This is a genomic window from Sphingobacterium tenebrionis (assembly GCF_037126265.1).
In the GTDB taxonomy this organism is placed as follows: domain Bacteria; phylum Bacteroidota; class Bacteroidia; order Sphingobacteriales; family Sphingobacteriaceae; genus Sphingobacterium; species Sphingobacterium tenebrionis.
The window spans coordinates 28,504-55,341 of the sequence record NZ_JAYLLN010000021.1; the positions used below are offsets into that span (position 1 = coordinate 28,504).

General features: G+C 33.9%; 25 protein-coding genes. 3 read left to right on the top strand and 22 right to left on the bottom strand.

The window, feature by feature from the left end:
- Window positions 1–20: 20 nt before the first annotated feature.
- Together pdeM and VJ786_RS09730 are read right to left on the bottom strand one after the other, a co-directional pair.
- Window positions 21–668 carry a ligase-associated DNA damage response endonuclease PdeM gene (gene pdeM, locus VJ786_RS09725; RefSeq protein WP_099365546.1) on the bottom strand — a complete coding sequence of 216 codons (648 nt, stop codon included), beginning with the start codon at window positions 666–668 and terminating at the stop codon, window positions 21–23.
- Window positions 661–3,096, bottom strand: a complete 2,436-nt coding sequence (locus VJ786_RS09730; RefSeq protein WP_134776395.1) for a ligase-associated DNA damage response DEXH box helicase — start codon at window positions 3,094–3,096, stop codon at window positions 661–663. The genes pdeM and VJ786_RS09730 overlap by 8 nt, the downstream gene beginning before the upstream one ends.
- 104 nt (window positions 3,097–3,200) lie before the next feature.
- Between VJ786_RS09730 and VJ786_RS09735 the strand changes: the two genes are divergently transcribed.
- Window positions 3,201–3,761: an NADPH-dependent FMN reductase gene (locus tag VJ786_RS09735; protein ID WP_134776394.1), complete on the top strand. Its 561-nt coding sequence runs from the start codon at window positions 3,201–3,203 to the stop codon at window positions 3,759–3,761.
- 185 nt (window positions 3,762–3,946) lie between these two features.
- Here VJ786_RS09735 and VJ786_RS09740 read toward each other — a convergent pair whose 3' ends face one another.
- Both VJ786_RS09740 and VJ786_RS09745 read right to left on the bottom strand, forming a co-directional pair.
- Window positions 3,947–4,585 carry a carbohydrate-binding family 9-like protein gene (locus VJ786_RS09740; protein WP_134776393.1) on the bottom strand — a complete coding sequence of 213 codons (639 nt, stop codon included), beginning with the start codon at window positions 4,583–4,585 and terminating at the stop codon, window positions 3,947–3,949.
- A 1-nt stretch (window position 4,586) separates the two neighbouring features.
- Window positions 4,587–5,717, bottom strand: coding sequence for a phosphotransferase enzyme family protein (locus VJ786_RS09745; RefSeq protein WP_134776392.1), 1,131 nt, complete (start codon window positions 5,715–5,717; stop codon window positions 4,587–4,589).
- A 135-nt stretch (window positions 5,718–5,852) separates the two neighbouring features.
- On the opposite strand from VJ786_RS09745, the gene VJ786_RS09750 reads away from it, so the two are divergent.
- Window positions 5,853–7,172, top strand: coding sequence for a hemolysin family protein (locus VJ786_RS09750; protein WP_134776391.1), 1,320 nt, complete (start codon window positions 5,853–5,855; stop codon window positions 7,170–7,172).
- Window positions 7,173–7,460: 288 nt separating this feature from the next.
- Here VJ786_RS09750 and trxA read toward each other — a convergent pair whose 3' ends face one another.
- Entirely contained in the window at window positions 7,461–7,763 is a 303-nt protein-coding gene (trxA, locus tag VJ786_RS09755) for a thioredoxin (protein WP_134776390.1), read from the bottom strand.
- Window positions 7,764–7,791: 28 nt separating this feature from the next.
- The gene (locus tag VJ786_RS09760; protein WP_134776389.1) at window positions 7,792–8,643 is read right to left on the bottom strand and encodes a GH25 family lysozyme; all 852 of its coding nucleotides are present in this window, start codon (window positions 8,641–8,643) and stop codon (window positions 7,792–7,794) included.
- 48 nt (window positions 8,644–8,691) lie between these two features.
- On the opposite strand from VJ786_RS09760, the gene VJ786_RS09765 reads away from it, so the two are divergent.
- Complete coding sequence (locus VJ786_RS09765; protein WP_134776388.1) at window positions 8,692–9,576, top strand: bestrophin family protein; 885 nt, start codon at window positions 8,692–8,694, stop codon at window positions 9,574–9,576.
- 70 nt (window positions 9,577–9,646) lie between these two features.
- Here VJ786_RS09765 and VJ786_RS09770 read toward each other — a convergent pair whose 3' ends face one another.
- The 16 genes from VJ786_RS09770 to VJ786_RS09845 form a co-directional block, all read right to left on the bottom strand.
- The gene (locus VJ786_RS09770; RefSeq protein ID WP_336557654.1) at window positions 9,647–12,049 is read right to left on the bottom strand and encodes a GumC family protein; all 2,403 of its coding nucleotides are present in this window, start codon (window positions 12,047–12,049) and stop codon (window positions 9,647–9,649) included.
- Between the two features lie 4 nt (window positions 12,050–12,053).
- Complete coding sequence (locus VJ786_RS09775) at window positions 12,054–12,845, bottom strand: polysaccharide biosynthesis/export family protein (RefSeq protein ID WP_134776386.1); 792 nt, start codon at window positions 12,843–12,845, stop codon at window positions 12,054–12,056.
- Window positions 12,846–12,855: 10 nt separating this feature from the next.
- Window positions 12,856–13,743 (bottom strand): hypothetical protein, encoded by an 888-nt coding sequence (locus VJ786_RS09780; RefSeq protein ID WP_134776385.1) that lies wholly within the window; start codon window positions 13,741–13,743, stop codon window positions 12,856–12,858.
- A gap of 23 nt (window positions 13,744–13,766) precedes the next feature.
- Entirely contained in the window at window positions 13,767–15,395 is a 1,629-nt protein-coding gene (locus VJ786_RS09785) for an ABC transporter ATP-binding protein (protein ID WP_336557655.1), read from the bottom strand.
- On the bottom strand, window positions 15,392–16,501 hold the full coding sequence (locus VJ786_RS09790; RefSeq protein WP_336557656.1) for a nucleotidyltransferase domain-containing protein: 1,110 nt from the start codon (window positions 16,499–16,501) through the stop codon (window positions 15,392–15,394). Before VJ786_RS09790 ends, VJ786_RS09785 begins: the two co-directional genes overlap by 4 nt.
- Window positions 16,501–16,782 carry a PqqD family protein gene (locus VJ786_RS09795; protein WP_099365560.1) on the bottom strand — a complete coding sequence of 94 codons (282 nt, stop codon included), beginning with the start codon at window positions 16,780–16,782 and terminating at the stop codon, window positions 16,501–16,503. The genes VJ786_RS09790 and VJ786_RS09795 overlap by 1 nt, the downstream gene beginning before the upstream one ends.
- Before the next feature lie 24 nt (window positions 16,783–16,806).
- A complete protein-coding gene (locus VJ786_RS09800) occupies window positions 16,807–17,271 on the bottom strand; it encodes a S24/S26 family peptidase (RefSeq protein WP_134776382.1) in 465 nt (154 codons plus the stop codon).
- A 106-nt stretch (window positions 17,272–17,377) separates the two neighbouring features.
- Entirely contained in the window at window positions 17,378–18,487 is a 1,110-nt protein-coding gene (locus VJ786_RS09805) for a glycosyltransferase (protein WP_134776381.1), read from the bottom strand.
- Window positions 18,484–19,485 (bottom strand): acyltransferase family protein, encoded by a 1,002-nt coding sequence (locus VJ786_RS09810; protein ID WP_134776380.1) that lies wholly within the window; start codon window positions 19,483–19,485, stop codon window positions 18,484–18,486. Before VJ786_RS09810 ends, VJ786_RS09805 begins: the two co-directional genes overlap by 4 nt.
- Window positions 19,486–19,495: 10 nt before the next feature.
- Window positions 19,496–20,599 carry a glycosyltransferase gene (locus VJ786_RS09815; RefSeq protein ID WP_134776379.1) on the bottom strand — a complete coding sequence of 368 codons (1,104 nt, stop codon included), beginning with the start codon at window positions 20,597–20,599 and terminating at the stop codon, window positions 19,496–19,498.
- Complete coding sequence (locus tag VJ786_RS09820; protein ID WP_245153276.1) at window positions 20,596–21,684, bottom strand: glycosyltransferase family 4 protein; 1,089 nt, start codon at window positions 21,682–21,684, stop codon at window positions 20,596–20,598. The genes VJ786_RS09815 and VJ786_RS09820 overlap by 4 nt, the downstream gene beginning before the upstream one ends.
- Before the next feature lie 10 nt (window positions 21,685–21,694).
- Window positions 21,695–23,011, bottom strand: coding sequence for a hypothetical protein (locus VJ786_RS09825; RefSeq protein ID WP_209023096.1), 1,317 nt, complete (start codon window positions 23,009–23,011; stop codon window positions 21,695–21,697).
- Window positions 23,012–23,024: 13 nt separating this feature from the next.
- Window positions 23,025–24,020: a glycosyltransferase family 2 protein gene (locus VJ786_RS09830; protein ID WP_099365566.1), complete on the bottom strand. Its 996-nt coding sequence runs from the start codon at window positions 24,018–24,020 to the stop codon at window positions 23,025–23,027.
- Window positions 24,017–25,120: an acyltransferase family protein gene (locus tag VJ786_RS09835; RefSeq protein WP_134776377.1), complete on the bottom strand. Its 1,104-nt coding sequence runs from the start codon at window positions 25,118–25,120 to the stop codon at window positions 24,017–24,019. Before VJ786_RS09835 ends, VJ786_RS09830 begins: the two co-directional genes overlap by 4 nt.
- On the bottom strand, window positions 25,117–25,995 hold the full coding sequence (locus VJ786_RS09840; protein WP_134776376.1) for a beta-1,6-N-acetylglucosaminyltransferase: 879 nt from the start codon (window positions 25,993–25,995) through the stop codon (window positions 25,117–25,119). The genes VJ786_RS09835 and VJ786_RS09840 overlap by 4 nt, the downstream gene beginning before the upstream one ends.
- Window positions 25,992–26,837, bottom strand: a complete 846-nt coding sequence (locus VJ786_RS09845; RefSeq protein ID WP_134776375.1) for a beta-1,6-N-acetylglucosaminyltransferase — start codon at window positions 26,835–26,837, stop codon at window positions 25,992–25,994. Before VJ786_RS09845 ends, VJ786_RS09840 begins: the two co-directional genes overlap by 4 nt.
- Between the last annotated feature and the right edge of the window lies 1 nt (window position 26,838).

The window sequence follows — 26,838 nt, forward strand, 5'->3', positions numbered from 1 at the left end:
AGTAAATAATTAATTGAAGATCAAACTTCAATCACAGCATCATTTACAATGGCAAATACTTTAGCGGAAATTGATTTTTCCATCAGGTACAAACCTGTAAATTTCCCAAAGGCAGGCATGGTTAAAATTCTATTTTCCAGATGGAAACATGGTAATTTGAAGGACTGCCTGCCTTTGGTTTCAATCAAACATCCAGGATGGATATGTCCAACAATATTATACATATAGGCAGGTAAACCATTAATGGGTTCATGAGATAATATAACCCCTTCTGATAAAATAACCTCTTCTTTAACCTTTAGATTTATTTGAAGGAAATGATGATCAGCAAGAATATCATGATTACCCTTCGTTAGGGTAAAGTCAATTTTATGAAAATAGCTATTAACAAATAATTTGAATTTTTCCCAATCCTCGTTCCAAGACGAATGAAAAAGATCACCTAGAAAAACAACCTCTTTTACCTGTAAATCGTTCAATATTAAGTTTAACCGATCAAATTCTTCTTGAGGATCTGGTGATGGAACGAAGAAACCCGATCTTCTAAAATGGTTGAGTTTACCCAAATGCCAATCGGAGATCACCAACATTTCATAGCTAGGGATATAAAGCCCTTTTTGAGGTAATAGGAAAACCTCTAAACCATTTAAAATAATTTTTTTAGCCATTCAACAACTGCATTTTCACTTTTTCTAAGCGGCTTTGCCAATCCTCATTGGAGTACCGCTCTCTAAAGGATTCCGCAAAAATCGGAAAGGAAAAGGGCGTTAGTTTTTCAGGACGGCTGAATAAGATTTTATGATTTGCTATTCGTTCAAAGGCTTGTTGCATTCTACCTTCTTCCAATTGAAAATCAAAAACTTCATCATATGCTTCCCGCAAAAGTAGGTTGTTTGGTTCATATTCCGAAAAAACTGAAAAGAACAAACCCGCATTCGCCTGGAGGTGTTTACTTTTCATCTGCTTTCCTGGGAACCCCTGGAAGACCAATCCTGCTATTCCAGCAATATCCCTAAATCTACGTTTGGCCATTTCCTGCACATTAATTCCGGAGTTTATATCCTGATGGAGATGCTGGGGCGAGAATAATTTTTGCAGAAATTTATCATCCACCTCATAATCTGTATCCGATAACAACTCAAAACCGTATTCATTACTGGCAATGCTGAACGTGGCCGGTTTGATGTTTCCTAATCGATACGCAATAACCTGCGCCATTCCTTCATGTACTAATTTTCCATCAAAAGGATAGAAAAAGAAATGGTTGCCGTATTTGGTTTGAATATACTCAACCAATAATTCATCCTCCTTGGGTAGTTTGGATAATCTTTCTTGTTCATCGAACAAAGGCTTTAAGAAGGTTATTTCGGGAGAAACTCCCCTTTTTTTATGAATATTCTTGAAACTATGTCTGATAGCTATCCCCAGATCTGGTGAAATGGCGAACCTTCCTCCCATCCAGGATGGAATGACCCCTTTCTTCTTTTCCGATGCTCTTACTATTGCATCATTGGCAATGATCTGGACCAATTCTAATTGTCTTCCCGAGAACCAAAAAACATCACCAATATTTAATTTCGCAATAAACGATTCTTCGATAGATCCTAAGTATTTGCCTGAAAGGAACTTTACCCGCATCATGAGATCGGATACAATAGCGCCGATGGATAACCTATGCCGCATAGCGATCCTTCTATTGGTAACTTTATATAATCCATCTACCAGTTCCAATCGATGAAAATCATCATAAGCTGTTAAGCTGGTTCCTCCATGGATCAACAGCGCCATACATTGGTCAAATTCCTCCTGACTGATACTGGAAAAGCAATGGGTCTGGGCGACTTCCTGAAGAATATCTTCCGCTTGGAAACCATCTCCAACAGCCAAGGTCATGAGGTATTGGATCAATACATCAAAGGATCGGATATAAGGGATTCTACTCTCTACGATATGATTCGAAACAGCATATTTTAAGGAATCACCTTCAATGATCTCCAGCGAATTGGTGGGGACATAAAAGATAACTGAAGTGGCATCTGGTCGGTGTCCAGAACGCCCGGCTCGCTGAAGAAATCGGGCTATTCCTTTGGGGGATCCCACTTGAACAACACAATCAACAGGTCTGAAATCTACACCTAAATCTAAACTACTTGTACAAACAACGGCTTTTAATCTTCCTTCATGTAAAGCCTCCTCTACCCAAAATCGCACCTCATCACTTAATGAACCATGATGGATGGCGATCAATCCTGCAAATTCTGGATAATGGGTAATGATTTGTTGATACCAGATTTCTGCTTGGGATCTGGTATTCGTAAAAATAAGGGTGGTTTGGTAGTTATTGATGATATCGACTACTTTATCCAACAGTTTGATTCCTAAATGTCCAGCCCATGGAAATTTTTCCAAATTATCTGGAAACACAGTTTCAATTGCTATTTGCTTATTGATGTTTGCTTTAATGAGTGTGCCTTTGTTATGTTCACCCAATAAAATATCCTTTGCTTCCTGAAGGTTTCCAATGGTGGCCGAGATTCCCCAAATCTTTAGTTTGGGGTTTATGGATTTAATCCGGCTGATGGCCAATTCCATGAGCACACCTCTTTTAGATCCTAATAATTCATGCCATTCATCTACGATAATGAATTCCAGGTTTTTGAAATAGTCTTGCCCGCCTTTCGTGGCCAGGATCAGATGCACACTTTCGGGTGTAGTGATCAATGCTTGAGGGGGATTTTTTCGTTGTTTCTGTCGTACTGCTGTGGTGGTGTCTCCTGTTCTTAGTTCAATTTCATAGTCGAGATCTAAATCTTGGGAAACTTGGGAGGTAGCTTTATGAATTTCTTTGGATAATGCGCGCAAAGGCGTAATCCATAGTGTATGTAATTGTTTTTTCTTGGGTTTGTTAAGTTGATTTTGTTGATCGTAATAGGACTTTAATACCCCAAACCAGATAGCAAAAGTTTTTCCGTATCCTGTTGGTGCATTTAATATCCCGGATTGGCCTTTGGAAATGGCTTTCCAACAGGATTTTTGGAAATCATGTGCTGTCCAACCTTGGTTATAAAACCATACTTCCGCCAATTCGTTCTGCATATTCTTAATTTGATAAAATAGATAACAATCTATGAAGATTTTTGTTAAGTATAAAAGAGTTTAAACAATTGATATAAATAAAACTTATAAATCAGTTTAATATTATGGCAAATAAAACCGTTGGAATTTTTGTTGGAAGTCTGAGAAAAGATTCCTTTAATAAGAAAATAGCAAATTATTTAGTGAGTATAACGCCTGAAGGTTATACATTTAAGATTATAGAAATTGGACAATTGGCCTTTTATAATCAGGATTTTGATGATGAAGGTACTGCTCCTGAGAATTATGCGACATTTCGTGAGGAGGTTAAGGCTTTGGATGCTGTATTGTTTGTAACGCCGGAATATAATAGATCAGTTCCTGCTGTTTTGAAGAATGCTATTGATGTGGCATCACGGCCATATGGGAAGTCCGTTTGGGACAAAAAGCCTGGTGCGGTTATTAGTTCATCGATAGGTGGTATTGGTGGTTTCGGTGCCAATCATCACTTGAGGAAGTCTTTGGTTTTTGTGAATGTTCCTACCATGGCGCAGCCGGAAATGTATTGTGGGAATATCGCGGATAGTTTTGATAAGGAAGGGAAACTGACAAACAAGGAAACTGAAAAGTTTTTTAAAGGATTTTTGGAGGCTTATGTAAAATGGGTGGAAACTTTTGTGAAGTAAGGAATTATTTTTTCCGTCATTGCGAGGAGGTACGACGAAGCAATCTTTCCGCTTGTCATGCTGAGCGAAGTCGAAGCATCTACAGTTGGTACCCGAACAGATCCTTCGACGCTGCTCAGGATGACATAGTCCAAAGATTGCTTCGTTCCTCGCAATGACGTATGCTTTACAATGCAATCCTGGTTTTAAACAAACCTTACCTCTCCAAAAAATTCTGGTAAATGAAAATTTGGTGTCGGATTATCTATCAAATTCCAAGAAATAAAATGAGGATTTGGTAATTCATCACCACATTTATAGAAATTAGCAAATGCTACTTTGCCTTTCAATGCTCCATGTTTAATTCCAATTAACTCTACAGGAATTACCAAAATCTCTTGCCAGGTTTTCGCCGTATTCAAGGTACGAATATTACTATAAGTATCTACTCTTAAGATTTCTTCCGAAGACAAACGATTTCGTTTAGCCTTTACTGCTGGACCATAACCGATCAAGCCAGTTCCCAAAACATTGAATTCAAAATTGTAATAATTTTTTCTTTCATCCAATGAAATGAAGAACTCCACACAACTATCCTCCCACACATTCTCATTCGGCCTAATAAATTGTCCTTTTACAAATTCCTCTTCCACATCATAATGGAGGATAATATGCGATTTAGAATAAGCGATCTGAAACCTCACTTTCGGGATATACGGATAATCTTCCTTCCAGGAAGCCTCTGATATACCTTGCCAACTGATTTCACTCATTGCTTGCGCAATACTATGATAATCTTGCTGGATATGGGTCAAATCAATCTCGCTTACTTCTAAATGCTTCATCTTATTTACTTAAAAGATTTTCTGCTAAAATCTCGGTTAATTTGGCATGATTTGCTTCCAACTCCTGCACTAATTTCAATTGTGCTTTTGTTCTAACCAAGTTATGTTCATCGTACGCAATTTTATAATACGTATCGCCATCAATATAATCGGTCAAGAATCTAACAGCTTGCATGTAAGGTAGCAAATGTACCGCATAAATTAAAGAATCAACTTCTTCATCAGTTAGGAAATCTTTAGCTTCCGACAAATAACCTGATGTGAAAGATTGAAATAAAGGGATGTTCAGAACCACTTTGTCCAAGTCAGCCTCGTCCTCTGCAGCTGAATTGATGATAGTACGGATAGCATCGCCAAAGTCATATGCCACATAACCCGGCATTACCGTATCCAAGTCAATAACACATTGCACATTATCGTCCTTATCCAATAGAACATTATTGAATTTCGTATCATTATGCGTTATTCGAACAGGTAATCTATTCGCACGACCCATTTCTAAAATGGTACGCATTTTATCTTCTCGTTCGAAAATATAATCCAATAGATCTTGAACTTTTTCAACCCTTTTAACCGGATCTTTTGCAATGGCATTACGTAGGTTCGTCAACCTGAATTCGATATTATGAAAGTTAGGAAGTATTTCTACAATTTTTTTAGGGTCAAGGTCACTTAACTGTTTTTGAAATTGGCCAAATGCCATTCCACCCGAATATGCCTGAGAAGTAGTTTCCAAAATGTCATAGCTCCTTGTTTCTGGTATCAATAAGAAAACCCGCCAATAGTCTCCCGCTTCATCCTTTACATATTTTTTTCCATCCCTAGTTGGCACCAAAGTCATTGTTCTCTTCAACACTTCATCTTCGCCAAGATGTGCCAATTTTGCTTTAAGGTGATTACATACAGCTTCTATATTATTCATCAAACCATCCACATTGGTAAATATATGATGATTTATACGCTGTAATAGGTAAAGGTTATTATTAGCTGCGTCGGTGGTTATTTTAAATGTATCGTTGATATGGCCTGAACCAAACGGAACAGCGGAAATCACTTCCCCGTTAAGTTCAAATTTTTGTGCCGATAAAATGCTCTTTTCAGTTTCTTTGGTTGACATTACTTCACTTTTCATTCATAATTCTATGTAAGTAAACGCAATATCATCATAAGGACCCAATTAATAAAATATTTTTTTCAATCAAACGGTTGCATGATTTTTTACCTATATTTTTCGTAATTTGGGCTTATATATCGTTCAACCCCCTATATGGTCACGGAAATTATTATTATACTTGTCTTAATTGTATTAAACGGAATTTTATCAGCTTCAGAGATTGCTATCGTCTCCAGTCGAAGAGCCCGACTCGCTGCTCAAAGTGAAAAAAATAATGGTGCTCGTGCAGCATTGCAACTTAAAGAGAATCCCAACAACTTTCTTTCTACCGTACAGATTGGAATTACCCTTATCGGAATATTAACGGGTTTTTTCTCGGGTGGTACTATTTCAACCTTTATTGCTGATCAATTGAATCAGATTCCAGCATTATCCGCATATTCCAACCAAATATCGGTTATTCTAGTGGTTCTGATCATCACCTATTTATCCCTTGTCATTGGAGAATTGGTACCTAAGCGCATAGGAATGGCAATTCCGGAGAAATATGCTTCCTTTATTGCGGTACCTATGTCTATTCTAAGTACCATAGTTAAACCTTTTGTATGGTTACTAAGTGTATCTACTGATTTTATTGTCAAATTATTCAATATCAAATCCGGAAGCAATACGGTTACTGAAGAAGAAATCAAAGCTTTGGTAGATGAAGGCGTTGATAGTGGTGTAATTGAAGGTATCGAACATGACATGGTGGACCGCGTACTTAGCTTAGGTGACAAAAAAGCCATAAATCTTATGGTTCACCGAAGTAAAATAACTTATTTGGATATACAAAGGTCTTTTGAAGAGAATAAAGCCTTTATTTTGGCTGATGAACATACCGAATATCCTGTTTGTAACGGGAATTTTGACCATGTGATCGGATTGGTTCATGTAAAAACTTTGTTTAAGGAATATTTGAGTGGAAGAGAGCCTGATCTTACGAAGATATTGCACCCTATCCCATTTGTAAACGAGAATACGTATGCATATAATGTCTTGCAAACACTGAAAACTTCTAAAGTTTTACAGGCCGCAGTTGTGGATGAATACGGTAGTCCGCAAGGTATCATCACCATGACGGATATTGTAGCTTCCTTAGTTGGTGGTTTTGATTCTCCTGAAAATGAAGAAAAGAAAACGATCAGAAAACGGGAAGATGGCTCGTTTGTCATTGATGGTTCTTATCAATTAAGTGATTTTATTGAATTATTCAACCTTGACCTTTCTGAAGACGATGAGGATGAGATAGGTAATTTAACTACAGTAGCTGGCCTAGTGTTTTTATTGTTGGATCACATTCCAGAAGAAGGCGAGAAAGTGGTTTATAAAAACCTGGAATTTGAGGTGCTGGATATGGATGGTCACCGGATCGATAAATTGATTTTAAAGGCATTGAATCCTCCTCAGGATGAAACTTATAACATAGACTAATAATTCTATATTAATTATTACAATTTCATACGCTAAAAATAATTCTTCAAGGCTAAGGAAATAATACCAATTATTTTCTTAGCCTTGACTTATTTGGTTCATTATGGATCTGTATTTTAAGTGAGGTTTAAGTATCCTATAAGTGTGTTTTAGCACTTACACCTCACTTACACCTTACTTACATCTCACTTGCAACATGAAGACAAAATATGTCTTGTCTGTCTTGTCCTTATATAGCTATACAGATATTGGATTAACTCAGAATTGGTTATTCAGGCTATAAGATGATTAATTTGTGCTGAAAGAATTGATTAATTTAATCAGTTCACTTTTTTGCTGTAGTCCACTTTGCCTCCAAACTTGGGTTCCATTTTTATATAGGATTAAAGTAGGTACCCCTTGTACCTGGAATTTTGCAGCTACAGCTTGGTTTTTGTCCACATCAATTTTGATTATGCTTAATTTATCTCCCAATTCTGCCTTAACTTCTTGAAGGATGGGTGCCAATATCTGACAAGGGCCACACCATGCTGCTGAGAAATCAACTAAAACCAATGCGTTACGTTGTATTATTTCGTTGAACGATGCCATTATTATTTATTTAAAGAGAATAATTTATTTAATTTAAAGGAAGACATAACTCCTCCAATTCTTCAATATCTCCATTGAACATATTAAGATCAACTGGTCCTTTTATTCCATTAACAGTTCCTTTTTCGGAGAACTGCCATATATTCCAATGTTTTTTAGGTTTTTCAACCCAAAAATTATAATTGGCAATCCAAAGGGTATAGTCAGCAAATTCCTTTTCTAAAAAATCTGCAAAATATTTATCTCCCGAATAAAGAACAGGTTTTACCTGGAAATGTTTTTCTACCTGCAACAACCAACGTTTCAGTCCTACCTTTAAACTATCCATGGATTGATTTCTAGGCATTTCTTCTATATCTAAAACTGGTGGAAGATCACCGGGTTCCAACTTTACAGTTCGAATAAAATTATTGGCCTGTTTAATGGAGTTTTCATTCGGTCTAAAATAATGGTAAGCTCCTCGGAGTTTGTTCTTATCTTTAATGGACTTCCAATTGGATTTAAATTTGGAGTCTTTTGCTTTTTCGCCCATCGTCGCACGAACGAAGATAAAATCAATCGGAAACTCATCGTTAATTGTCAGGACTTGATCCCAGAAAATAGTTCCCTGATATTGCGATACATCAATGCCGTAGATTTTATCATCATGCCTCCGCATTAATTCTATATTCCTGACATCATATTTTCCATTATCTTCTTGGCTGATCTTTTCCTTTTCGAACCATTTTACCCATAAATAGGCAATTCCAGCCCGGTGTTGGATACCAAAAATCACTAAGACAAAAACTGCAGGCAGAACAATACTCCAAATCAGTAATTTACGCTGATCTTGTTTATCTGGGGTTATTTTTTTCTTGACTGTTTTGCGGGTTTTTGTCATATTGCGTGAAATTAGGCTATTTCTGAATAACCTCAAAGAAAAATATAAATGATCATATACAATCCCAAAGACTGGCTAAGTACCACTATTTATCTTCATACTTTTCGAATTTTCAAAAGACTCCTTCCCTATTTGATTGCATCCGCAGTTATCTCAGCAGCATTGGCTTATTGGGAATTATCTTATGTGGATGCAGAAGATCGAAATATGTTGAAGAACGTCAGCATTGTTCATAGTTTATTGGGTTTTGTCTTGTCGCTACTCTTGGTGTTTAGAACGAATACAGCTTATGATAGATGGTGGGAGGCCAGAAAGCAATGGGGATCTCTTACCAATACCAGTAGGATTTTGGCCATAAAGATGAATGCTTTTTTGTCTCCTGATGATAAAGTGAATAGAAGTTTTTATAGGAAATCAATCGCTTTATTTGCTGAGACGCTTTCATCCTATTTAAAATCTGATTATACCAAGTTTATGCTGGACGAAAAGATAAATCCGGAGTTGAATACATTGGATGATAAAAAACATGGACCTAACCAGGTTGCTGCATTGATTTACAAGAAAACTAATATTTTATATAAAGAAGGTAAAATTACTGGGGACCAATTGATTACGCTAAACAAGGAATTAACGGCATTAACTGAAGTTACAGGAGCTTGTGAAAGAATTAAGAACACGCCTATCCCATTGGGCTATAGCTCATTCATAAAAACATTTATTATCTTGTATACAGCGACTTTACCGATTGGTTATGTGTTTTCTTTAGGCTATTTTGTGATTGCTGCTGTACCATTTATTTTTTATGTTTTGGCTGCTTTGGAAATGATTGGGGAGTCAATTGAAGAACCGTTTGGAGCTGATGCAGATGACCTGCCAATTGAAAAAATGGCTTCAAATATTAAAAAGCATTGTAATGAGATTCTGGTAGCTTAACTAAATCAATATCTCAAACAAAAAAGCGAATCATGTCTGATTCGCTTTTTTAATGATTCATTATTTAAATCTATCGTTTCTTAAAGATATTAAAAATTGATTTTTTCTTTTTATGGTTTCCATAACCGTAACCATATCCATAACCATATCCACCATAACCATAACCATAGCTTCCATAGCCATAACGGGTATCATTAAATTTTACACCATTTAAAAGGATAGCCATATTGGTTAAATCTCCAGATTCATAGATTTTTTGAACTTCTGGCAATTGACGTTTATCCATCTTACCAGCACGTACAACAAATAAAGTCACATCGGTAATTCTATTAACAATCTTAGCATCAGCTACAATTCCTAATGGTACATTATCAACAATGATATAATCATAACGATTCTTTAACTCTGCAAATAAATTGTCAAGTCGTTCTGATAATAAAAGCTCCACTGGGTTAGGCGCTATTACTCCAATTGGAATGATATCAAGTCCGTCTGCAATTCTATCCTTATAAATAATATCATCGATTTGCGTATTGCTATCGGCAAGATAATGTGTAATTCCTACTGGCATTGGAACTTTGGTTTTATGACTTAATGTTCCTTTTCTTAAATCCAAATCAACTAAAACCACACGTTTTTTTAGAAAGGTAAAACTTACACCTAAATTAATGACAGAGAATGTTTTACCGGCTCCTACATTGAAGGAGGTGAAAGTCAAGACTTTCTGTTCTTTATCCCCGGATGACATAAAGCCCAAATTTGTTCGGAATATCCGGAAGGCCTCAGTTACCTCATCGGTTCCCTGCTCTTTAACAACCACTTCCTGTTTTGCGGATTGCATATCCGTAGAAAATGGAATCTCTCCAGCAAATGGAATGGAAACTTCAAATTCGATATCCCGCTTGTTTCGAATCTTCGTATTGAATAATAACATCAATAATAAAACGATCGCTGGAATTGCCAACCCTATTCCTATACCAATAGCAAGCTTCTTTAATTTATTTGGATAAATTGGCCAATCACTTCCTGAGGCGGAGTCAATGATACGGATATTATCATCAGTCATCGCCTGGTTAATTGCATTTTCCTCTCGTTTATTCAATAAGAAAATATACAGTTCTTCTTTAACTTTTTGCTGGCGCTCCACAGAAAGCATCATCCGCTGTTTTGTTGGTAAGGATTGGGCTTTTCTGATAGCGGCATTTTCCTCCTGTTGAAGGTTTCTGATTTTAATATTAAAACCAGTGATTACATTGTCTACAGCTCTAACGATGTTTTCGCGCATAGCCACTAAAGCGTTGTCCATATCCTGGACAATAGGGTTGTTCGAGTTTTCCCCTGCTTGCAATCGATTCCTTTTTAAAAGGACACTATTATATTCAGAAATAATCGATTCAATGTTACCATCAACTAACCCAGTATTGCTAGGAATAAGATCTCTTGCACGCGCGGGATCATTTAATCGTTGACGCATGATCTCTACCAATTTTTTCTGCGTTTCTATATCCTTACTCGTCGATTGGTACCCACGAGATTCAGACCAATATTGTTCGCCTGCAGCTTTTACATCCAAGCCTTGGTTTTGAATTTTCATTCCTTCTATATCGGATTCAACAGAACTTAATTCCTCTTCAATAATCGCTATCCTATCCCTAATAAAATCAGCCGTATTATGAGCTATCATATTCTTATCTTTGATAGTCATCACATTATAGACTTTTATTAATTTGGTGATCATATCGGCAGCTCGCAATGGATTGCTATCTTCCATAGTAACCTGCAAAAGCTCTACATCTTCCAATTGACGAATTTGTAATTTACCCAAGAAATAACCAACCATGGCATCTATAGGAGATTTGGTAATGGTAATCTGTTCATCAGAAGACTTACGGTAATTCAAATTGGGATTAAATTGAATTATCATTTTTCCAACGGGAGTATTTACCAATTGGTTCAAAGGAACAATAATAGATTTTGCCTCTTTATTAGTAGAAAAATCTGATAATTCCACTTCATTAGCATCTTTACGTCGTAAATTGAAAGAAAAACCTGCATTTTGGTTGATGCCTTCAAATTCTACTAAATAAGGTGATGTGCGATATAATTCTAATGTACGCAGTCCCGATTTAACTGAATAGCTAATATCTGTATTTAGTGAATCAATGGTATTTCGCATTAATTCTTTTGAACGTAATTGTAAAATCTCACTGTTTACATTGACGGCATTATAAAAGTTATTAGGTCGTGCAATCCGTGTAGCAACCATGGTATTACTAGCTGTCTTAATCATAACAGTTTCAGACTGGCTATATAAATAAGGAGTCTTACTATATTGATAATAATAATATCCTCCAAAAATCAATACAGATAATAAGAACCATTTCCAGTTGGCTAATAAATAGCGGAAAAGATCTAATATATTGATTGACTTTTCTTGTTGTTTTTGCATATATGTGTTACTTATTTTAGACATAGTTTTATTTTTTGAATACAGCTAACATAGTAAACACCAGGGTAGTTAATCCTGTAAACATACCAATATATCTCCAGGTCATATCCTCTCTAGGTGTAGTAACAGCTGTTCTAGGTTTCACATATACAATATCATTCTGTTTTAAATGGAAAGTGGGAGATTCAAAGAGAGCTACCTTTTCGATATCATTCAAATACATTTTCCGTGTTCCATTTTCCTCACGGATGACAGCAACTTCATTTGTCATCGCGTTATTGGTTAATCCACCACTACGTGTAATCGCTTCCAATAAATTGATTTGACCGTCTGGTACATTTAGAATTCCAATACCCCCTACTTCACCCATCATAATGATTTTCAAATTGGTCAATTCAACTTTAACAGTAGCATCATTTAAAATTTTATCACCTTCTAATCTACTTTTGATAAGGTTCTTTATCTCATCAATAGATTTTCCTTCTACATTTAGGGTTCCTAAAATTGGAAATTCAATATTTCCATTCTGATCCACTAGGTAACCTCTATCTGAGCCGACTACATTTGATAAAATAGCTCCCTTTTCATCCACAGTATATAGTCCAGATTCATTATTAAATGGAGCGGCTAATTCCGGATTTTTTGAGCCAACTTGTATACTTAATCGGTCATTGGCTTGAATTTTCAATGGTGGAATTTTTTCCATTTCATATTGAAGGTTTGGAGACATATCTTCCACGAATACGACCTTTTTGGATACCAAACAAGAATTCAATAATAAGAGCGTAAAAACGCTAATTCCGAAAATGATTTTTTTCATGATGGATTTTTTATGTGGATAAGTTAGTGTATGACAAAGATGCAGCTTCAGCGTTAGGTAAACAAACTAAATTTGCTATTGGTATAATTTGAACAATTTGAATTAAAATATCGGTCATGGATGAAAACAGGTCGGCATTCCATCGAATGGCTGAACAGCTCGGTAAAACGGATATCAATTTATCGGTATTTTCCATAAAGGTTAGTGTGTTTTGAGGTCCTTGCTTTAATCTCACAAAACCAGCCAATTTCCTTTTTTCGTTACGATAACAGGCTGTTTTTCCGCTCCAAGGCGTACCAAAAATTAAAACTTCGCCATTTATCAAACGAATTGCTGGATTATCATCATTTAACAATGAAAATCCAGGAATGTTTTCTAACCAAAGTCTACTGTGTGTACTCTTTCCAGTACCACTTTTTCCTAAAAACGCGAATGCATTTAGCCCATTTTCAACCACAGAAGCATGGATTAAAATGGTATTTTCAGATAAAGAGGCTTGAGCAAATATTACCATTAAAAACCAGGTTAAAACATTCTCTTTATATTTGTTAAAACTTGCTGCTTTAATCCGAACCTTTTTAAAATCTTTACTACTTAGCATGGACCATTCAAATTGACCATCCTCACTTTTTAGAATCGTTAAATACTGGTCTCCATATTCATAAAATTTGAATCTATCCTGCCAGAAATTGGAAATATCAGAAAGTAATTTAGCCTCTTTCAGATCATAGGATAATTCATTAAACGAAACCTCAACTCTACTAATAATTGGAATTTCTTCAGAAAATTTGGATTTAAAATCTGTAAAAGAAGGTAATATAACATCCAAATTGAAGGTTTGAGGAACTTGAAGTTCTAATCCAAGACCTGCAACTGCATAATAAACCGTTTTGTGCATAGTTTCCAATTTTGAATGCATGATTAGTTCATTTGAATTACTTTTTTACATCTTAAAGCCACTTTCTCATCATGAGTAACAAAAATCATGATCTTTTCTTTTGCATATTTCATCAAATTATCAAGCAGTCGATTAGATGTTTCTTCGTCCAATGCAGATGTTGCTTCATCAAAAAGCCAAATGTCGCAATCTCTTAAAATGGCTCTAGCGATAGCGATTCGTTGTGCCTGTCCTTCGGATAAGCCATAGCTTTGTTCGCCAATTTTGGTATGTAGTCCTTCAGGAAGCTGAAAAACAAAATCAGCGCAAGCGTGATTTAATGCATTGATCATTTGCTCTTCGGTTATGGATTTATTGATAATCCTTAAATTATCATAAATGCTACCTGAAAATAAGGTATTACCTTGAGGTACATAGGAAAAGTTCAATTTATGCGAACTGTTCAAGTCCTTTACATCCCCAGTTTTATGTTCCAATATAATTCTTCCTTTAACAGGCTTTATCAAGTTTAATAATAGTCTTATTAATGTTGTTTTGCCTTTACCACTTGCTCCTACAATAGCAACCGGCTCCCCAGCTTTCATATCCACATTAAGTTTATGTATCACATCCTGATGCTCGTAAGCAAAGGTTACATTTTCAAACCGTATAGAATTAATTTCTTTTGCAAAATGGTTATTGGAAGTTTCAACCTGTTCAATAAGATCAATTTCCATTAATCGATCTGCTGAAGTACGAAATCGGATGAAAGCAGGAAAAAACGTAATCAATGATAAAATAGGTGATTGAATGCGCCCAACCAATTGTAAAAACGCAGTCATAGTTCCAAAAGTAATTTCATTTTGGTGCAATCGATAAATTCCCCAGATAAAGGCAGTTAGGTAACCTACATTAATGGCTACTTTCATCATGGTTTGGGTTAATAGATTGAAATTCAATTGTTTAAGTTTTAAACCTAACGAATTTTGCTGTGCAGATTCCATGATGAAATGGCGGGCTGCAAATATACTTAGGGACTGGATTAAACCCCTGTTCCTTAAATTTTCCTGCATAATATTTCCAACCTCACTCTCCGATTGTTTAACATTATAGTTTAATTGGCGAAGTCGCTTAAAATATATTTTGGAAAATAAAAACAAGGGAGAAATAGCTATAATCATGATGGCTAGCATAGGATCAATTACCCATAAGAAAATGAAAGTAGCTATCAATTTTAAGGTAGTTACAATAAAGTTAACTCCAGCATGACTGATCATCTGAACAACTTCATTACAATCGTTTGTAATTCGAACCATCACATCACCAGTAAACCATTGTTTTAGTACCTGCCAAACTGCATTCAATTGTTTAGCAACAATTTGGTTCTGAATCCTTAAGGTAAATTTCAGTTGGGTTTTCTGGTTTATATAAGTCGCGATCAATTTAGCAACTATACCCGCAAAAACGCTTCCTACCACTAAAAATATATGTAATCTTAAATCCCCTGGTATTACATTTAATGCAATGTCTACCGACTTTTTCGAATAATAAACAAAGAGCAATGAAAAGACAATACTGCTTAATTCTAGTAAAAAATAAACAAATATCTGCGCATGGAAACCTTTTGCAAAGTTCCACGCCCAATTGATCTGTCTTTTAATGGAATAATTCATTCTTTATGTCCAATTAATCTATCACGTGTTTTAAAAATTGGAAACCAAAAGGCTTCTGCAGGGGCATATTTTTTAGCATTCAAAAGATGAGGTACTACCCGTTCCAAAGCATTGTTTCGTTGTCTATTTTCTTTTAAATTATCCGAGTGTTGAGCATATCGTGTATCATGGAAACCAAAATTACCAGCTATAAGCACATCATTTAATAACCATTTGGCATCTTGCTCAGGATGATTCTCAAATGGAAGAAAATTTTTGGATAATCCTAAATATTGAATAAGCAGGTTATTAACCATATACATCCAATCCAATATTCCTAATTTTTTATAATGTGCCTGAAGCTTTAATTTATCAATTTCGCTTATTGATTTTTTATATAACCTTGCCACATCACAGAATTGCCGTAAGCCAATTCCAAAACCCAAATAATGTTTTAAAATATGGGAATTGGTCTGAATATGTGCCAATGTCCAGGATATACCATTAATGGTCTTTTCCTGAATTTTTAATTTCCTATAAAATCCCTTTTCAGCATTTATCAATTTTTTGATATAACGCTGTTTAAATGGATTTAAGATATCCATCATTTTGGTATGGTGCTCCACTTCACATGATTTCCATAGGTAGATTGAACTGTTCAATGCACCGGTATTTACTTGGATGTTTTTTGATCTTATTAAAGCATTAGCCCGTTTAAAATCTTTAATAGAATCAAAATATAGATCAATATCTCCACTGCTTCTCAATAAAGGTTTTTCATAAAGACTCGCTAAACTTAACCCTTTCAGCAAGGTAAAAGGAATGTCCTCTTCTTTAAAGATATCATCAATTTGAACCAATATTTCGGCCATCAATTTATTTTGTCTTTCAATTTGTTCTACCCTCACAGTCCATCGAAGTTGAAAGATTTTATGTGGTAAAAAAGCTGGAGGTAATTTCAACATTCCTTCATAAACAATTCCCTCAACAGTTTGTGCCATGGAGATGCTGTATAGGTTTTTCCATTCCTCCTTATCTAAAGGAAAGATGGAAAGATCGTCAATTGGACTATCCCAAAGTCCAGATCTTAATAAAGTGAGAAATGCCTGTTGTACCTTATTTAACATTAATCTTCTGCCAACAAATTATTCTTTTTAAAAATGGCAATTAAATTTTCAGCATCAGCTTCAACCGTTTTGTGATCATTATCAGAGAGTTCGTATTCTTCCATCAACAATTTAACCACATCATCAACAGTGAAATCTGTATTCTTAAGCGAATTCCACAGCCAAGCTGCAGTTTCATTCAAGGTATACACCTTAGAGAAATCCATCATGCCCTGATCAGGTTCTATAATCACATAATCCTCCCCTACCTGCCTTACTTCTAAGTCCTTACGTAACCTCATGTATATCTAAATATAATTCTACTTCTACTTAATCTTAAATATTTTATAAACAAAAATCCTAAATGGTCGAGCTAGAAACCAAAACATCGCAGCTATTTTAGAAGATGCAGTTTGTAAATTGATTTGTTTTCCATTTCTAATCACTACTTCAACCGATGCAAACACTTCCTCTTTAAATATTTGCTCTATTTGAGCTAAATTACCATCTCCAGCCATCCATATTAAATTATTTTTAATACGGATAATCCTATGCATGACATAGCCAGATTTTGTATCTGCTAAAACAATGTGCCCAATTTTTAAATCCCTTTCCTGAATAGGCTTAAGAATTATCCTTTCACCTGGTTTAAGAAATGGTCGCATACTTCCTCCTACTACTGTAATCTGAACTGGTTTGCCCTCTTTTAATAAAGGCTTGACCTGTTCAAAAAAGAGCTCATTCTTAATACGGAGGACGCTAGGATCATTGTTTTCGTATGAATTATGCATAGTAGAAAGGCAAAATTAATAATTAATTAAAATAAGGAATATGCTTCTCGAATGTAAACGGCTAAAAATTATTATTTGTAGCTAATTTATGATTTCAGAGGCAATTTTAAAGACTTTTATAGATGGTAATAGTCTTATCAATCATTTTATCTAAAGTAAAATTTTGTTGAAAGCGTTCTGATGCGCCTTTACTCAATCGGTCGTAAAATTCTTTATTTTCGCCTAACCTTAATATAGCATTCCTAAAATCATCAACATTTTCTATTGGAACTGTTAATCCAGAAACCTCATGTTCATTAACCCAGCTAACACCAGAACCAGGAATTCTAGTGGAGATAACAGGCTTACCTAAAGACATGGCTTCGATCTGTACGATAGCAAATGCTTCCGTTTTAATAGTCGAACTTAAACAAAAAATATCACAAGCTTTAAAATAGTTGGGTACATCTTCGTCTGCTATAAATCCTAAAAAAGTAATTTTATCTTGTAGATTTAAAGCTTTTACTTGATTCTCTAGCTGTTCTCTTAATGGCCCGATTCCACCAATGAGTAAATGGTAAGAATCATCCAAACCCTGGATTGCATCTATTAAAAAGGGATATCCCTTATATTCGACCAGACGACCAAGCGCAAATAAAATTTTTTTGCCTGCAAATCTTCCTATTATCAAGTTTGCTTTTGTAGAATCGGTTAACAAAGGTTCAACTCCAATAGGGATATGAGCAATTTTTTCTTGAACTTTGGTTAAGAACTGAGACTCTTTTACATAAATTGGACTCGTACCTACTATCAAATCTGCTCTTTTGATCAACCAATCCTGAAGCGGTTTATATAGCTTCAGCAAGGTTTTTTGTTTCAGGATGTCACTATGCCAGTGCAATACTACTTTTCCTTTAAAACCTGCTAAAAACAGGCTTAAAGTTGCCATAGGATCTGGATGATGGATATGAATGACATCATATTGGTTAGCAATACTTCTAAGCTTGCTAATCATCTTTGGTGCCAACATGGTAGCAGCAACTTTAATTTGCGTGGAGACAACGAATAACTTGGCATATTGATTTATAACTATATCTGTTTCCGGAAAATTTTCAGTGGAAGCACATAACATGTCACAGTGAATTTCCCTTTCGGATAGTCCTAACATGAGATCATACATGACTTTCTCCACTCCGCCACGAATGGGATAAAACTTTCCTACTTGTAATATCTTCATTTTTTGAGCGTATAAATGTAATTAAAAAGCTTATGAAATAAGGTTGCCAGAAAAATTGTTGATAATATAGAAACTCCTAAATAAAGCCAATTATTCTGTATAAAAATATGGTTACCTCGGAGTATAAAGTATAGAACTCCGTGGATAAGGTAAGTTTCATAAGAAATCTTCCCCAAGAAATTAAATATGCTACCCTTTGATAATCCAGAATAACTTAAAAGAATGACGACTGCTAATACTATAAAAACATATGAGAAGATATATAAAAACTCGATTTTAAAAAACGCGAAAATAAAGGCCAATCCTAAACAGATTGGGACAAATAAAATATTACCAAATTTTGTTCTGCTCCATCCGATTAATCGTGATTCTTGGGCTTGAAATAACATACCGAAAGGAAATGCAAGGTTAGACACCCACCAAGCACGATCGAATCCTTTTTGATAAAGGAGATATGAAATAATCAATGAAATGGAAAACATACTGATTATTTTAATTTTCAGGGACCATTTTGTGCTGAAAACCACAAAAAATACTAGATAAAAAATCAAAATAATATATGCAAACCAAGAATAAGGTAAGGGGGTTAATCCGATCCAAAGATTTTGGAATATTTCTAGATTGAATATTCCTTTATCAAGAAATTGAGTGAATAAAAAAAAGAAGGTGATGACCAATAATGGTAAAATAATTTTCCATAATCTCTTGCCTAAAAAACCTTGAAGATAAGATTGTTCTTTTTTTCGGTAAGAAGCCATTAATCCATATCCCGAAATAAAAAAGAATAGGGCTACTTTGGTTCCTGCCCATTTTGTGATAGTCAAAAACAAAGGCATTTCAGCATGGAAATTGAGATGGCTCAGGACAATCAATATACTTAATATTCCTTTGAAACTGTTGGATTGTTCAATGGTGAATGGTACATATTTCTTTTTCCACAATGAAATGGATAATAGATATAATATTCCAATAATTGCTATGAAAGAAATAGAATTCATTTAATTTCCCTTAATTCAATAATAGTTGAAATAACTGCAACCAATTCGTTGCTTTTGGTTCTTTAATTTCAATAGATGGAACGGCTTTTAATTGGTGGAAATCTCCTTCAATTAATTCTTTCATTAAAATGGCTAATTGTTGTTCATCATCTGGATGGAAGAATGCTGTTAATTGGCTGTCCTGCGCTGTTTCATGTGCATATGGTAAATCTGCCAAAAGCATAGGCTTATTAGAAATTTTAAATTCAGAAATCGGCAATCCCCATGATTCAATTTTGGAAGGAAAAATCAAACAATCAGTTTTGTTATAACATTCCATTAACATACCTTTTGGAATAAAGCTCATGAAGTCAATTTGTGCTATATTTTTCCAATTTTTATACAACCATTCGGCATATTTATTTTCATTTCCCTTTACGGTAATTTTAACCTTAAAATCTGTAATATGGTATTTTTCAATCAATATTTTTGAAGCTTTGCATATTACTTCAAAATTCTTATGGCTGTTCGGTGAGCCTGCAAATAAAAAGCTTTTAACTTTTTGTATTTTGGAATTTGACTGAATTGCATGTTGCAAGTCCATATCTGGAGGGGAAACAATAATTCGTTTCTCGTTGAGATCAAACATTTGAGACAATGCTTTTCTAAACCATTCTTGTTGTACGACCAAATAATGGTTCTGATGGATATTTGTTTTATAAATGTATTTGGTCATCAAAGCAAAGAGAACAATTTTTGGCGCAAATATTACATCATGCATTTTCCAACGATAAAAGGAAAAAGAATTGTGGCAATAAACGGCCTGACGTTCCGCTTTTACGGTAGGGCTTGTATCATGTAATGAAAACCATAAATAAACAGGACCAATTTCTTTGGAAATACGGTTCATGGAAACATATTCGTACCATAATCTATTTGTCCATCTTTTTTTTGGCCAGGTGGTCTCTATATACTCAATATTAGGAAAATCTGCCAACTCCCGTTTAAAAACAATAGCTGTCACATGATAACCATGCTTAGGTGCAAAATCAGATAGAAATGCTAAACAATCTCTTAAAATAGCTAATGTACCAGCTTCCACTAAATTAACAGCAGATATGACAATCTTTTTCATTTTTTAGCAGTTAATTCAGTAAAAAGGTTTATCCATTTTTCCATGACGCGATCCTCGGAATAATTAGTTGAATTTTCAAATGCCTTTCTACCCATTTCCCTTCTCCTATTTTCGCTATTCATTAATTCCAATAGTCGTTTTGCAAATAACGTTTCATTCTCCTCTGGAATTAAAAATCCATTTTCTCCATCAGTTATAATATCTTTCGGTCCACATTTACAAGCATAGGCGACCATAGGTAGACCACAGGCTTGTGCTTCTAACAAAGCCATAGGTAAACCTTCATACCTTGATGTTAATGCGATGATGGAACTATTAAGATATTCTTTCTCAATATTCTTAACTGGTCTTTCCAATGATACGCTATGTTGCAATTGAGCATCATTTATCTGTTGTTGTAGTTCACTTTCTAACGGACCTGAACCAAAAATCTTCAGTTTCCAATCTGGGTTCTGTTTATCCACTCTTTCCCAAATCCGTATTAAAGAATCGAAATGCTTTTGAAAATCATATCTTCCTACTGCTATTACTTGTTTGATATTTAATTCAGCCAAGCTATTGGGTGTAAAACTATTTGCATTTGGTATTACGAGAATATTGTTCAATGCACCCCAATAATTTTTGTCCTCTTCGGTTAATACTACAAATCGATCAAATAGTTTAATGGTTTTTAGATCCTGTTTACTGCGCCATCTATCTACCAAGTTCCAAAGGCCTCCTCTTCCATATTGGATTCGTTTAAATCTCGAAAAATGAATTTCTGCTATTTTCTTACTTCCGTCTTTGATTTTTAAAATGATAGCTGCATCATGATCGAATAAGGATATGGTAATATCTGGTTTAATTTTTTGAAGAACCTTTTCTAAAGATGCTTTATGTTTTCGTTGTTTGCGTGGAAAATCTAATATTTTGGTCATTAGACCTTGGTTATTATTTTCCGTATAATTTATATGAAGATCAATTTGGTCAATTTGTTCATTAAGTTGAAAATAGGGTTTTCTACCGAGTTGATCAGTGGTAATTATTGTTATTTGGTGGCCTAATTTACTCAAATAATTGGCTTTATTGGCCAATACTCTTTCCATCCCACCCGAATTAAACGTACCGAGGATACAATAGACTATTTTCATCTAATTTTTCATTATTACCTATGACATCCAATTCTTCAACCTCATTTTCTTCATCGTCTGAAAACGTATCTAGGCAATAAAACAAGGCATAAATAAAGAAAATATCCGTTGCCACCTTAACCCAGAAAATAAAGGTTAATACCAAGAAAATAAGAAACATCATCCAATATTTTGGATAGCGATTCATAAAATATAGTGCGTTAAAAACAAATAGAAAAGCAAAAACAGAAAAGCCAATTAATCCACAATAAAGAATAAAACGACAATAGCCGATATCTGTACTGAATTCATATAAACCAAATTTTCCTGATCCTATAAGCCAGGTTTTTTGGTCTTCTGGCCATATCCACATTTCTCTATTTAATTTGTCGGTAGATCCCGTTCTCCATTCCCCATGTTCTATCCAATTAAAAAAACCTTCGAATGCGAATCGCATTTGATCATAGAATTCTTTATTGTTATTGTATAGATAGACGGAAATAAATATGGCAAGAACTAAGAGAAATCCAAATAGAATCCCAAGTTTTATAGATTCCATTTTAACAATACTTCTAAACAAACCAGATCCTACAAAAAAATAGATCAATGAACTAGATACCCCAAGAATAGTTGTACGAGCAATCGCATTACCAATTACAGAAATGGTAAAAAAAGCAATCAATAACATGGCAATATACCATGAATTTTCTCGCGTTTTAATACTATTATTTAAGGATGATGTTATCAATACAAGGACAAGAGAAAACCGGACCCCTGCAGAATCAAGAGCAGCCCCTATTCCATATAAACGATTTACTTCATCAAAAAAATCCTGGCCTTGATTTACAATACTATCTACCAACAATTTAAAAGCAGGAATATTATCAATCATTAAAGCAGCAACACATTGAAAAAAACATACAGCAGCCAAATAATTTGTTAGGATCCTTAAGGAAGCAATTTCATGAACTATTCTAATAATATAACAGACCGCAAAAGCTCCAAAAAACCAAACAGAGAAGCTTACAATATAACTTGCATAGGAGTAATCTGTCGTATTATTTATATCAGTAGAATAATAGCAAATAAAAGAAAATAATAAAGATATAATAATGGAAATAAGCAACCCTCTACTTACAGTTAAATTCTGTGTTTTCAACCAGTTCAAACCAGCAAAACCAATACCTAAAACGCCCAACATCATCTTTGTATTGAGACTAGCAGGTAGAAAAGTAAAGCTTATTGGAAAAAAATAAAAGCTAACTATAACCGCAATAAATATGTAAGATATTATTTTGAACATTTTATAAATCAAGTTAATGATAAATAATTCCGTAAACTACTCTAATTATCACATAATAATGAAGTTTAACGAACCAAAATTGTTTTTTTGTAGCCATAAATTGTAAGAACCTAATTCGTAGCGATTGTGCTTTGTTTTCCATGGCATATTTATTCACTTCTGGAAATAAATTCAACCACCTGATATATTGTTTTTTTTGGCTACTAATTAGCATTGGAAGTTTAATATTCAATTTTAAAAAAGCCAAGAGATTTTCCAAATCAACCATATTATTGTTGGCCTTTAAAAAATTTTCTACTTCCTCCAAATTTCCACTAACTTCTTGAATATGTTTTTCAGCATAAACTTTGGTTAATGATTCTTGATTAGACTGTCCATAGTGATAAAATGCATCTGAAATTTGCCCTACTTTTTTTGCGTAATGAAATAATTTCACACTCACCATCAAATCTTCACCCATATTTTTCCCAGGAATGAACCTAATATTATGATCCTCATAAAGCTTTCGTTTAGCAAAAAATATCCAAAGATTCCAACGTAAATTCCCATTCAACATAAGCCTAATCGCATCTTGATTATCTTGAAAGGTTGCCTGAATCATTTTGCGTTCATTATTGGAAAATTTTAAATACCAATTGAAGCCCAAAATATCAAAATCTTCCTTTTCAGCCTTAGTAACCAATAATTCAATGGCATGATGATCTAATTGATCATCAGCATCCACATAATAAATATATTTACCTGTAGCTAAATCCAGTCCTGTATTCCTAGCGCAAGCCACTCCTCTGTTTACATCATGGTTTGCTAATACAATTATTACCTCCTTATTTCCATCAAATGAAGCCCGGAAATCCTTAAGCATTTTCAGACTTTCATCTTGGCTTGCATCATTTATAAATATCAGCTCCAGATATGGATAAGTTTGATTTCTTAAAGAGTCTAAACTTAAACCAATGGTTTTCTCCGCATTATATACAGGAATTATGATTGATACATAAGGCAATTTCATGTTTTAATCGTATTTTTTTTGAGTGTAATCTCCCTATTACCAGTAATTAAATTTATAAATGTGGGCATAATCCTTCTCAAGAATACATAAAGGTAATAGCAAATAAATAAACAGATAAATGGGATGATGAAATAAAACATAAGTTGCAACATGCTATCATTTGTTTTATTAATTCGAGCAAAAAATCCTTTTATCCAATTAATAATATAAATTTCATGAACAGCATAAATAAAGAATACAGATCCTGCGGTTTTGATTAAAAGGTTTGAAAGGTTATTGATTTTGCTTAACAAATATCCTCCGTAAAATACAGCCCAAATACCAATAATAGCATACACACGGATTAATTGTTCGTAATATGGATATTGACTACTATTTAAGCAGACTATAATCAAAATCAAAGAAATAAGTATGAAAACTAAACCTATTTTATAATCAGTAATGATTAAGTCTAATTTTTTCAAACCAAAATAGGACCCAATTCCAAAAAATAAAATACCGGTTAAACTAAAACCTGGAATATTAATTTCTAGATTTAGTAAATAGGGTATCATTAACAGCAATATGCCAAATGCGCCAAGAAATCTGAACAATAAATAGAATAAAGGAGTCAATAGGGTCATACAAATTAAATCCCTAAGATACCAGAGCGGAAAATTTAATGGATAGTTCCAAAATATATCCATTAAACTGAGATTTTTAAATTCTTCACCTTCTATATTTGGAATACCCAATAAGTCGAAAACATTAACCTTAACTAGTATGCCGATAAGCATGAGTAAATTCCAAGCTAAATAGGGTATTAAAAGGGAAAAAATTCGTTTCCTAAGTTGTTCTTTATAAATAGTGATTGTAAATTCTTGTATTTTCAAAAAAAACAAATAACCGGAAAACACAAAAAAACTTGGAACAACAATTCGACTAAAGGTATGTGAAATTGCTTCGGAGACTAATATATAAATAGATTCAAAATCCCAAGACCATTTTACTGGCAGAATATCAAATCCAACCGTATGCCCAAATAATACAATGATCATTAAAGGCATTCTAAGTATGTTTATTACTTTTAGATTTTCAGTTTCTAAAGCTTTAAAAATCATTGATTTACAGAAAAATGATTTACTAATAGATTAACAATATTTAGATCTTTGGAGGAAAATTTCCTAGCAAAAAGGTATGGAGAACTTACAAGCTTATCAAAATCATCAGAACGCCAATCGATAATTTGATTATCTACCCATTGAATGTATCGCATACATCCTAATCCTTCATCCTGTTTGTTATATATATTTCCTCTAAAGTCAGAATTCCAACAAAATGTTTGTATGAAAATTTCATCAGGACAAAAAGTATTGGAGTACATTTTTTCAATTTCTTTTCTTTTTTTAATGATCAATTCTACAAAATCAGATGTCAGACTTACCCATTGGGTTCCTTTTTTAAAATTTGTTCCAGAATTCCTTTCGATGTTCAATTTTTCTTGAAGAACTAAATGGAGAGACCTAAATAGCTTTTTACTAATATTTATTAAACCATTATTTTTTCGAAAAGATTTCGGAAAAATATGAAACCTTTTAACTTTTCGCTTGATTTCTATTTTATTATCTTGTTGATAATATCCTATAAACTCTTTGCCATCATGTTTATCAAAAAATTGATGAATCTCATCTTGTGATTTAATAGGCATATCAACACCTGAAAGAAGATGAAAATATTGATAAGCATTTTTGTGAAATGCATTCTCAAATAAATTAAGCTCCGCTTCAACTACGGATACATCAGCCCACCTCACATCAACGCGATTTTCAAGCACAAATAATCTAGCATTATTTACAAATAATTCAGGAAGATTATTAACTTTTTTATCAAAATGAATAAATATATCATTCCTGTTATCATCTAATAATGTAATTAATTTCCTAAGGATAGGGAATTCATTATGTGCAAGTATTAAATAGGCATGTTTCTTCTTCATGATTTTAATTTATCTAGAATCTTATCAACCAGGTCCAAATGCTGTTCACTAAATTTTCTTGCAAATAATGCCTTAGATTGTTGTATTTGAGAATAATCATCCATAGTTAAAATGGTAGAATTTGCATCACCCACCTTATGAAAAAGATAACCCTCTAAAAATTTCATATTAAATTTTTTGTTCGATACGGCTAATTCAGTAGGTATGAATAATTCGTCCCCACACATGCTATATTTATATTTCTTTAGGATTTTTGATTGATTTTCTAAAAGATATTTTACGGCTTTATCCGTTAAACTCACCCAATTAGAAGCTTTAATAAATTTGGTTTTTTTATTGATTTTAAAATGAATTAATTCTTGAATTCGAATTCCAAGACGCCAAATCTTTTGAGCTGTTACGTTCGTTGAAAATGATTTCATCATCAGATTCAGTCTATTTCCTTTTCTAATTAATTCTTCTGAAGAAAACAGCATTGTTGCAAAATATTCTACTTCATCTCGACCATTAAAAAATTGATGTATTACATCTTGATTTACCAAAGGAAGATGGGTGCCTGAAATAATATGATAATAATGATAAGCACCGTACTGAGCACTCTCTTTAAATAAGGAAAATTCTGCTTCTATCTGTGATACATCTCCCCAGCGAACATCTATTCTTTTGTCACCTTCCAAAAACTTAAGTCTTGATTTATTAGTTTTTATTTGTGGAAGACTGCTTACTTTTCGATCAATATGAATGTAAATATCATTCCTGATATCATCTAATGTATCAACCAAGATTTGAAGGATATTGAATTCCTGATGAGCTAAAATTAAAAAAGCATGTTTTGAACCCATA

What these genes read in the sequence shown, in the direction of transcription:
- pdeM (WP_099365546.1), bottom strand. Translation starts at nt 668, where the DNA reads ATGGCTAAAAAAATTATTTTAAATGGTTTAGAGGTTTTCCTATTACCT.
- VJ786_RS09730 (WP_134776395.1), bottom strand. Translation starts at nt 3,096, where the DNA reads ATGCAGAACGAATTGGCGGAAGTATGGTTTTATAACCAAGGTTGGACA.
- VJ786_RS09735 (WP_134776394.1), top strand. Translation starts at nt 3,201, where the DNA reads ATGGCAAATAAAACCGTTGGAATTTTTGTTGGAAGTCTGAGAAAAGAT.
- VJ786_RS09740 (WP_134776393.1), bottom strand. Translation starts at nt 4,585, where the DNA reads ATGAAGCATTTAGAAGTAAGCGAGATTGATTTGACCCATATCCAGCAA.
- VJ786_RS09745 (WP_134776392.1), bottom strand. Translation starts at nt 5,717, where the DNA reads ATGAAAAGTGAAGTAATGTCAACCAAAGAAACTGAAAAGAGCATTTTA.
- VJ786_RS09750 (WP_134776391.1), top strand. Translation starts at nt 5,853, where the DNA reads ATGGTCACGGAAATTATTATTATACTTGTCTTAATTGTATTAAACGGA.
- trxA (WP_134776390.1), bottom strand. Translation starts at nt 7,763, where the DNA reads ATGGCATCGTTCAACGAAATAATACAACGTAACGCATTGGTTTTAGTT.
- VJ786_RS09760 (WP_134776389.1), bottom strand. Translation starts at nt 8,643, where the DNA reads ATGACAAAAACCCGCAAAACAGTCAAGAAAAAAATAACCCCAGATAAA.
- VJ786_RS09765 (WP_134776388.1), top strand. Translation starts at nt 8,692, where the DNA reads ATGATCATATACAATCCCAAAGACTGGCTAAGTACCACTATTTATCTT.
- VJ786_RS09770 (WP_336557654.1), bottom strand. Translation starts at nt 12,049, where the DNA reads ATGTCTAAAATAAGTAACACATATATGCAAAAACAACAAGAAAAGTCA.
- VJ786_RS09775 (WP_134776386.1), bottom strand. Translation starts at nt 12,845, where the DNA reads ATGAAAAAAATCATTTTCGGAATTAGCGTTTTTACGCTCTTATTATTG.
- VJ786_RS09780 (WP_134776385.1), bottom strand. Translation starts at nt 13,743, where the DNA reads ATGCACAAAACGGTTTATTATGCAGTTGCAGGTCTTGGATTAGAACTT.
- VJ786_RS09785 (WP_336557655.1), bottom strand. Translation starts at nt 15,395, where the DNA reads ATGAATTATTCCATTAAAAGACAGATCAATTGGGCGTGGAACTTTGCA.
- VJ786_RS09790 (WP_336557656.1), bottom strand. Translation starts at nt 16,501, where the DNA reads ATGTTAAATAAGGTACAACAGGCATTTCTCACTTTATTAAGATCTGGA.
- VJ786_RS09795 (WP_099365560.1), bottom strand. Translation starts at nt 16,782, where the DNA reads ATGAGGTTACGTAAGGACTTAGAAGTAAGGCAGGTAGGGGAGGATTAT.
- VJ786_RS09800 (WP_134776382.1), bottom strand. Translation starts at nt 17,271, where the DNA reads ATGCATAATTCATACGAAAACAATGATCCTAGCGTCCTCCGTATTAAG.
- VJ786_RS09805 (WP_134776381.1), bottom strand. Translation starts at nt 18,487, where the DNA reads ATGAAGATATTACAAGTAGGAAAGTTTTATCCCATTCGTGGCGGAGTG.
- VJ786_RS09810 (WP_134776380.1), bottom strand. Translation starts at nt 19,485, where the DNA reads ATGAATTCTATTTCTTTCATAGCAATTATTGGAATATTATATCTATTA.
- VJ786_RS09815 (WP_134776379.1), bottom strand. Translation starts at nt 20,599, where the DNA reads ATGAAAAAGATTGTCATATCTGCTGTTAATTTAGTGGAAGCTGGTACA.
- VJ786_RS09820 (WP_245153276.1), bottom strand. Translation starts at nt 21,684, where the DNA reads ATGGAAAGAGTATTGGCCAATAAAGCCAATTATTTGAGTAAATTAGGC.
- VJ786_RS09825 (WP_209023096.1), bottom strand. Translation starts at nt 23,011, where the DNA reads ATGTTCAAAATAATATCTTACATATTTATTGCGGTTATAGTTAGCTTT.
- VJ786_RS09830 (WP_099365566.1), bottom strand. Translation starts at nt 24,020, where the DNA reads ATGAAATTGCCTTATGTATCAATCATAATTCCTGTATATAATGCGGAG.
- VJ786_RS09835 (WP_134776377.1), bottom strand. Translation starts at nt 25,120, where the DNA reads ATGATTTTTAAAGCTTTAGAAACTGAAAATCTAAAAGTAATAAACATA.
- VJ786_RS09840 (WP_134776376.1), bottom strand. Translation starts at nt 25,995, where the DNA reads ATGAAGAAGAAACATGCCTATTTAATACTTGCACATAATGAATTCCCT.
- VJ786_RS09845 (WP_134776375.1), bottom strand. Translation starts at nt 26,837, where the DNA reads ATGGGTTCAAAACATGCTTTTTTAATTTTAGCTCATCAGGAATTCAAT.